7 protein-coding genes are annotated in these 7,940 nt (G+C 46.2%); all 7 read left to right on the forward strand.

The genetic code is table 11. The annotated features are described in order from the left end of the window. Positions 1–378: 378 nt before the first annotated feature. The 7 genes from AC58UU_RS03790 to murQ are packed head-to-tail and all read left to right on the forward strand — an operon-like array spanning position 379 to position 7,368. On the forward strand, positions 379–1,236 hold the full coding sequence (locus tag AC58UU_RS03790; protein WP_497313073.1) for a MurR/RpiR family transcriptional regulator: 858 nt from the start codon (positions 379–381) through the stop codon (positions 1,234–1,236). Further along, positions 1,229–2,251: a serine hydrolase domain-containing protein gene (locus AC58UU_RS03795; protein WP_497313075.1), complete on the forward strand. Its 1,023-nt coding sequence runs from the start codon at positions 1,229–1,231 to the stop codon at positions 2,249–2,251. Before AC58UU_RS03790 ends, AC58UU_RS03795 begins: the two co-directional genes overlap by 8 nt. Before the next feature lie 40 nt (positions 2,252–2,291). Continuing rightward, positions 2,292–3,596, forward strand: coding sequence for an ABC transporter substrate-binding protein (locus AC58UU_RS03800; protein WP_497313077.1), 1,305 nt, complete (start codon positions 2,292–2,294; stop codon positions 3,594–3,596). A 28-nt stretch (positions 3,597–3,624) separates the two neighbouring features. Beyond that, positions 3,625–4,554: a carbohydrate ABC transporter permease gene (locus AC58UU_RS03805; protein WP_497313079.1), complete on the forward strand. Its 930-nt coding sequence runs from the start codon at positions 3,625–3,627 to the stop codon at positions 4,552–4,554. A 17-nt stretch (positions 4,555–4,571) separates the two neighbouring features. Next, on the forward strand, positions 4,572–5,396 hold the full coding sequence (locus tag AC58UU_RS03810) for a carbohydrate ABC transporter permease (protein ID WP_497313081.1): 825 nt from the start codon (positions 4,572–4,574) through the stop codon (positions 5,394–5,396). A 1-nt stretch (position 5,397) separates the two neighbouring features. Then, positions 5,398–6,417 (forward strand): N-acetylglucosamine kinase, encoded by a 1,020-nt coding sequence (locus tag AC58UU_RS03815; protein ID WP_497313083.1) that lies wholly within the window; start codon positions 5,398–5,400, stop codon positions 6,415–6,417. Between the two features lie 39 nt (positions 6,418–6,456). After that, a complete protein-coding gene (gene murQ / locus AC58UU_RS03820; RefSeq protein WP_497313085.1) occupies positions 6,457–7,368 on the forward strand; it encodes an N-acetylmuramic acid 6-phosphate etherase in 912 nt (303 codons plus the stop codon). Positions 7,369–7,940: the final 572 nt, after the last annotated feature.

Here is a 7,940-nt window from a genome sequence, read left to right on the forward strand (position 1 = left end):
TTGATCATATGAACGTATTAGAGGGAAAAATCGCGGAATAACGCATCGTCGTTCCTCTTCCTCGTGATTTAGGGTGTTTTTCGTCCAAATAACGCCTCTACGTTCCCTCAGCAAATTTTGATCACCATGGCATGCCTATTATTTGAAAAAATCTATTCATCATGTATTAGGAATGATTAACTGATAAAGATAAGATCAAGCTCTCAATCAAATGAGGCTTGATCTTTTTTTATAGTTATAAGCTTGATGGATATCAATCTAAACCTTACGCAAAATGTGAAATAATATTTCAGAAATGTATAGACAAAGTGAAATAAAACTCTATAATAAGGGTATGCAAGTTCAAAGTTACACATGAAACCGTAGAGGGTGACTCCCATGTTAAAAGGTGGATTAGTAAGTATAGAAGCGGCTATGGGGAGCTTAAAGCCTATGGAGCGCAGGGCTGCACAGTATATTATGGAGCATCCGGAACAGGTAGTTAGCCTTTCCGTGCAGAAGCTGGCAGAGTTTGCTGGCGTAAGTGAAGCAACGATTGTAAGGCTTTCACGCTCCCTTCACTGCAAAGGATTTCAGGAGTTGAAACTGAGGATCGCAGGTGATTTATCACAATCGTCGTTACCTACAGAATCGTACCAAGAAATCCGTACCGACGGATCTATCGTAGATCTCATCAAATCGGTGTCCAATAACAATATTGTTTCTATCCAAGATACTTTGACGGTACTCTCTCCGGAAAGTGTGGAAAAAGCAATTAATTCGCTGAGCAACGCAAGAAAAGTCGGAGTGTTCGGCGTAGGTGCATCGGCGGTTATCGCGAAGGATTTCATGCAAAAGCTAACGCGTATTAATCGTTGGTGTGAAATTGGCACCGGGTTTGATGCTCAAGCAACGATTGCAGCCAATCTAATTCCCGGTGATGTTGTCTTCGGAATCTCCTATTCAGGCCAAACCGAAGACATGATTCGTGCTCTGGCCGTTGCTAAGAATAACGGTGCTTCAGTCATTACGTTGACCCGGTTCGGAGCCAATCCGGTATCGGAGCTTGCGGATATACAGTTGTTTATAAGCACCTTAGAGAAGAGTATCCGCAGCGGGGCGATGGCCTCAAGGATTTCTCAACTGAACGTGATCGATATTTTGTATGCCGGCATCGCTGGCCGACATTATGAGGAAAGCATCAAATCTCTGGAAAAGACGCGACAAGCCGTCAGTGTGGGGAAACGCAATGGATAAAGTGGATCGCTTGGTAGAAGAATGGGTGCGCGATGGGTTGTTGCCCGGCGCTGTGCTCGACATTACTGTATCGAACCGATTTCGATTCCAAAAATCATATGGATTATACTCGGACGGCACAAGGGAACATCCAATTCGGCTGAACACAATGTTCGATATCGCATCCCTTACGAAGGTAACCGTTACGCTTCCATCTATTCTTGTTCTTGTGTCTCAAGGGAAGCTGTCGCTGGATAGTTCCGTACAGGCGTACTTGCCTGAATTCCGCCATCCGCAAGTCACACTGCGTCATCTATTGATGCATGCGTCCGGGCTGCCGTCGGATTTACCTTATTTTCCGCGCAAAGCAGCAAGGCCTAGTCTAATCGGGGAAATTCTGGCGCAAGAGCTTTTATTTCAGCCAGGTAAGGACAAGTTGTATAGTGATCTCGGTATGATCCTTCTTGGGATCATTGTAGAACGTGTGTCTGGCGAGCCGCTGGATCGTTTTGTTCAGCAGCATGTATTCGATCCACTTGATATTCGGCATGCGGTTTTTAGCCCAGGATCCGAACTTCAAGATCGAATTGCGGCAACCGAACTGGTAGATGGAGCTTATATCATCGGTGAAGTTCACGATGAGAAGAGTTACCACTTTGGCGGTGTTACCGGCAGCGCGGGATTATTCGCAACAGCGGACGACCTTGCACGCTATGCGGCATGGTGGTTGCAGCCGGAACAGTGGGATATTGTTCCGCCATCGTTGATGCGAGAAGCCACAGCGGCTCCCGTAAGTGGCCGCGGCCTTGGCTGGGAGGTCAAGCATGATCCAGCAAACGTCCCGAGCTGCGGAGAAAGCTGGCCTGCGGGTAGTTTCGGTCATACAGGTTTTACTGGAACGAGCTTATGGGTAGAGCCCGAACAGGGCATCAGCGTCGTATTTCTTACCAATGCGGTTCATTTCGGACGAAACACCAAGATCCGGGAGCTGCGTCCAATTTTACATGAAGCGGTTTTGTCCTCATATCTATCTTGAGGTTAAACATATAAGTAAACATTAAAGGGAGGCTTTCTAAATGAAACGTTTATTCAGTGGGGCATTATTAACTATGATCGCTGCTTCTTCCATGCTTGTCGCTTGCAGCAGCAACAATACCGCAACTCCTAGCACAACCCCTGGTGGAGCTAGTACAGCGCCATCGGCAGCACCTCAGGAAAAAGTAAAGTTGACAATGGGCAGCTGGCGTACCGAAGATTCGGAAGCTTACGCTAAAATCATTGCTGAATTTAAGAAAACCAACCCGAACATTGATATTGATTTTAAGCCGATTAAAAATACGGAATATAACACAGCCTTAAACACAGGACTGCAAAGTGGAAATGGCCCTGATATTATTCATCTTCGTCCTTATGCGGCTGGTGCTGTATTGGCAGATGCCGGTTACTTAGAGCCGCTGACTAGCCTCAAAGGAATGGATGTGTTCTCGAAGGACACTTTGCTGGCCGCTACTGGAACAGATGGTAAAGTATACGGCGTACCGACTGTATTCAGTTCCACGCAAGTATTTTACAACAAGAAAATCTTCCAAAAATATAATCTGACAGAGCCAAAAACGTGGGATGAGCTGTTGAAAACAGCTGATACTTTGAAGAAAAATAAAGTAACTCCGTTTGCTTTCGGCTCTAAAGAAGGTTGGATTCTTTCCCTAACCCAAGGTACGCTTGCACCTTCCGTTTATGGTACTGATTTCATTAAGAAGATACTTGCCGGCGAAGCGAATTTCAAAAGCCCTGAATATGTAAGTTCGATTAAAATGCTAAAAGATATGACCCCTTACTTCCCAGATAATTATGTAGGGATTGGTATGGACGATATGAGAAACATGTTTGTTTCCGAGCAAGCAGCTATGATGGTCATGGGTGATTGGGAATATGCCGTCATGAAGAAAACGAATCCAGATCTACAAATGGATGTGTTCCCAGTTCCGCCGATGAAAGCAGATGGCAAAGCAACAGTTACAACGTGGGTAGACGGCTCCTTTTCAGTGAATGCTAAATCTGCTCATAAGGCAGAAGCTCTGAAATTTATGGAGTTTTTAACAACGAAAGAGTTCGGAGCGCTTGCTGTAAATGAACTTCAAAAACCAAGCACAATCCCAGGTGTGGCAGCGAAAGATCCGCTTGTAGCCAAAATTGCTAAGAATGCAGATACGATATCTACACCTTACGCTTCCGTTGTCTATTTCAATGCAGGCAACCCTACAACTAAATCTACTTTAGAAAACTCCATTCAAGGTATGTATTTGAACAAATTGACTCCGGAGCAAGTGACGGAAGAAGTTCAAAAGAGCGCAGATACATGGTTCAAGCCTAAGAAATAAATCAGTTTAAAAAGAGGGGTGGGGGCACATGAATAACTTTGCAAAATCGTCTTGGTGGAAAAAGGGAGCAGTTCATCTGTTCCCGGTTCCTGCCCTCGCGGTTTACATTCTCTTCGTGATCTATCCGATCCTTTCGGCTTTCGGTTACAGTTTTTATGACTGGAAGGGTCACACCCGCGGGGAGTTTGTGGGGCTAGGCAACTTTGTGAGCCTGTTTACGAAAGAACCGTTCAACCATTTATTTTGGAATGCGTTTGGTCATAATCTTTATTATTTTGCAGTTGAAATGGCTGTTCAGAACGTGATTGCGTTCGTGCTTGCCTATCTTGTTTACAGCAAACTTAAGGGTTCGAACTTTCTGAAAATGGCTTACTTTTTACCGAGGCTGCTTTCTGTCATCGTCGTTGGCTTTTTGTGGAAACTCATGTTGAACCCGAACAACGGTATTGTCAATGTGCTACTCAAAAAGATCGGTCTTGTTTCGTGGGCTAAACCTTGGCTCGGGGATCCGGCTTATGCGTTAACATCAATTACACTGGTCAACAGTTGGTTTGGCATAGGTTTCTCCATGTTGATTTTTCTCGCTGGTCTGCACGCAATTTCGACAGAAGTCATTGAAGCGGCGCGGCTGGACGGAGTAAAAGGTTTACGCCTGATCCGTTCCATTATCCTGCCGATGATGAGTCAATCATTAATCATCATTACGGTGTTTACCTTTATTCATGCTTTTGAAGCGTTCGAACTTATTTATGCCATGGAAGGTTCGCAAGGGGAACCTTACAACTCCACCGACACGCTTGCTGTGTTCTTTTATCGGATTGCGTTTGGCGGCTCGTCTGGCGGCGATTCGGTCGCATTAGGCCTAGGTTCGGCACTGGCAGTAGTACTATTTTTCATTATCGCGACTATATCCGCTTTGTTCCTGTACTTTACTAGGAGCCAATCGTCCCAGCATTGAGAAAGGAGGCACACACCATGAAAACCAACAAATCCGTTCGGGGGCTCCAATACGCTGCTGCGTACTTGGGTGCACTGGTCAGTTTGTATCCGATCTTTCTGATGCTGACCTCCTCTTTCAAAACGAATATCCAGATTTTGAAAAACCCGATGTCGCTTCCGACTTCTATATCGTTTACGGCATATAGTAAGCTAATCCATCAAATTCCGTTCGGAACTTATTTTTGGAACAGTGTCGTGGTTAGTGTCATTTCCGTAGCTTTGATTCTGCTGTTTGGCGTTTTAGCGTCATTTTATATCGCGAGATATCCGTTCCGTTGGAATGGTGCGCTGTTCTTCTTTTTTCTCTTAGGCATGATGATTCCAATTAAGCTTGGGATTGTACCGCTGTTCCTATTGATGAAGAAGCTAGCCCTGCTGAATAGCATTTGGTCGCTTGTTAGCGTGTATACGGCGATCGGAATGCCGCTCGCTGTCCTGATCTTAACTGGCTTTTTTAGAACGCTGCCGAAGGAGCTAGAGGAAGCAGCACGCATTGATGGTTCTTCGGATTTCGGTGTTATGTGGCACGTTTTGCTGCCGCTTATTCGCCCTGCACTGGGGACGGTTATGATTATGAATTTTATTATGGCGTGGAACGATTTCTTCTTCCCGCTGATTTTTATCCAGGACGATATGAAAAAGACAATACCGGTTGGCATGCTGTCGTTGTTCGGACAGTACTCTACGGATTTAAGCATGCTATTTGCCGGGCTCACGTTGGCTTCAGTACCAATGATTGTCATGTTTTTCCTAGCGTCGAAACAGTTTATGGAAGGCATGACGGCAGGAGCGGTGAAATAATATGGCTGAAATTAGATATATTGGGATTGATGGCGGAGGGACCAAAACGGTATGTATTCTCGGCGATGCGGAAGGCAGCATATTGGCTGAAAGCCGCGGAGAATCCAGCAGCGTGAAGTCTCGTCCATGGGAGGATGTTCAGCGAGTTCTGCTCACACTCATCCGTGACGTATTAGACCAATCGGGTTCGGAGATGTCCCAGTTAGGTGGGATCTTCCTTGGGCTTGCGGGGAGTGATCGTCCCGAAGACAGGAAACGGATCAGTGACTGGCTGCAAACCGAATTGCCGGAAGGTGTTCCGATTACCGTGCACAATGATGCAGTGACCGCTTTGGCCGCTGGTACTTGGGGGCAGAAGGGCATTGCACTCATTTCAGGCACAGGCTCGATCGCATATGGATTCGATCCGGCGACAGGCGGATTTATAAGAGTCGGAGGCTGGGGTTATTTACTCGGCGATGAAGGAAGCGGGTTTGATCTTGGGCGGAAAGCGCTGGTGGCTGTTATGCGAGCGTATGACGGCCGAGGGGAGCCTACAGCTTTGACGGGGTTAATTCTTGAACGTTGGTCCTTACAGCATCCTGGGCAATTGATCAACACCATTTATGGCCAGGACAATGTACGGACCGCGATTGCGGATGGATCCAAGCTCGTTATGCGGGCTGCAGCAGATGGGGATCCGATTGCTGTTAAGCTCGTGGAAGAAGCGATTCAGGAGCTAGAAGAGCTCGTTAATACCGTTATAACTTCCATGGAGAAACAACAGCCCATTGAGGAAAGCGATAGCCATCATTTGGCGGAAAATACAATCCCTCTTGTGATAACTGGTGGCTTATTTTCAGATCAAATGTTCGAAACTCGCTTTATGCAAACACCGTTGATGCGGTCCGGTATGTTCGATGTCCGACTGCTCGAACGCCCACCAGTCATTGGAGCCTATCTTCTTGCCTTGCAGGAACGGGGCTTCGAATTAACGGAAGTAATGAAACAACGGATAGCAGCATTTATCTTTCGTAAATAGAGGCAATGTAACGCATCCATAAAAAGGAGGCAAGGTAACGTGGTACAACAAGTTAATCAAACGGTTACCGAGCAGAGAAATGCAAAGTCAAGTCACCTAGACCGACTTACTGTTCGGGAGATCGTGACTCTAATGAATGAGGAAGACCAAACGGTAGCTCTCTCCGTAAATGGAGCTTTGCCGCAAATCTCTGATGCAGCTGGAGCAGTGGTCGATGCGATGACTCGCGGCGGCCGACTCTTCTACATTGGAGCTGGAACCAGTGGCCGTCTCGGCGTTCTAGATGCATCAGAATGCCCGCCTACGTTCGGTGTTGAGCCGGAGCTTGTGAACGGCATTATTGCTGGAGGAGAAATAGCCATTCGTGCAGCTGTAGAGAATGCTGAAGATGATGAAGAAGCTGGAGTACGTGCGATAGCAGATGTTGCACGAGCAGGTGATGTAGTCGTCGGTATTACAGCGAGCGGAACGGCACCCTATGTGATCGGCGCCATACGAGAGGCTAACCGGCTGGGTCTATTGACGATTGGAATTAGCTGTAACCGAGATACGCAGCTCAGTGCAGTTGTGAAATATCCGATCGAGGTGCCCGTCGGACCTGAGATTATTACAGGGTCGACAAGGTTAAAGGCGGGGACGGCGCAAAAAATGGTTCTCAACATGATCTCCACGACTGTGATGATTCAGATGGGGAAAGTGTATGGTAATCTGATGGTAAATGTTCAGGCGACGAATAAGAAGCTTAGGGATCGTACCGTGCGGATTATTCAAGAGGCGACTAGTGCTAATGAAGAAACAGCCCGCCGCGTCGGAATGGAAGCTAAGGGAGATGCAAGAGTCGCGATTCTGATGATTATGTTCAACGTAAGCCGTGAGAAAGCTTTGGATGCGCTTGTTCAAGTAAATGATCATTTCGGTAATGCTGTAAAGCAGCTCGAACAAAGTAAATGATTTTATTTTAAGTAATGCCTAGGCTGATAGTAATCAGTTTGGGCATTTTTTATTGTATAGGAAATTATGCAAGAATCCGATTTGTGGATAAGTGGTAAAATGAAAACGGAAATGGAAGGGATACTTGTTGAGAGGCAGTCCCACGGGGACGTGAATACAGAATTACGGATATCCTCTAAAACCTAAAAGGACAGTCAGGGTGATCTTCCCAGCCGCTCCTTTTACTAAGTAGCCAAACAATAATTGTTCATCCACCTGTGAACATATTCTCTTATATCTGTTTCCCAAACTCAACACTTACCGGCATCACCAGATTTTAGCGGAACGTAGAAGCTTTATTTTGCTCAAAACAGCGTATTTCACGTTTTCGTGGAACGAGGAGCCTCTATTTCCCGCTTTCGAGGTGGAAAAACCGGTAAAACGCCAAAATAGCGCCCCTACGTTCCGCGTGCGGGTTCCTCTGATGTTAGACTTTTCAGTAGACACACACTAGGGGACGGCCTTTATAATAATAGATATAAATTCAAGGTCGAGGTGTGGCATGGGAAACCAACGTGAAAGTTATGATGAGG

This window comes from Paenibacillus sp. JT22N1, assembly GCF_059692155.1.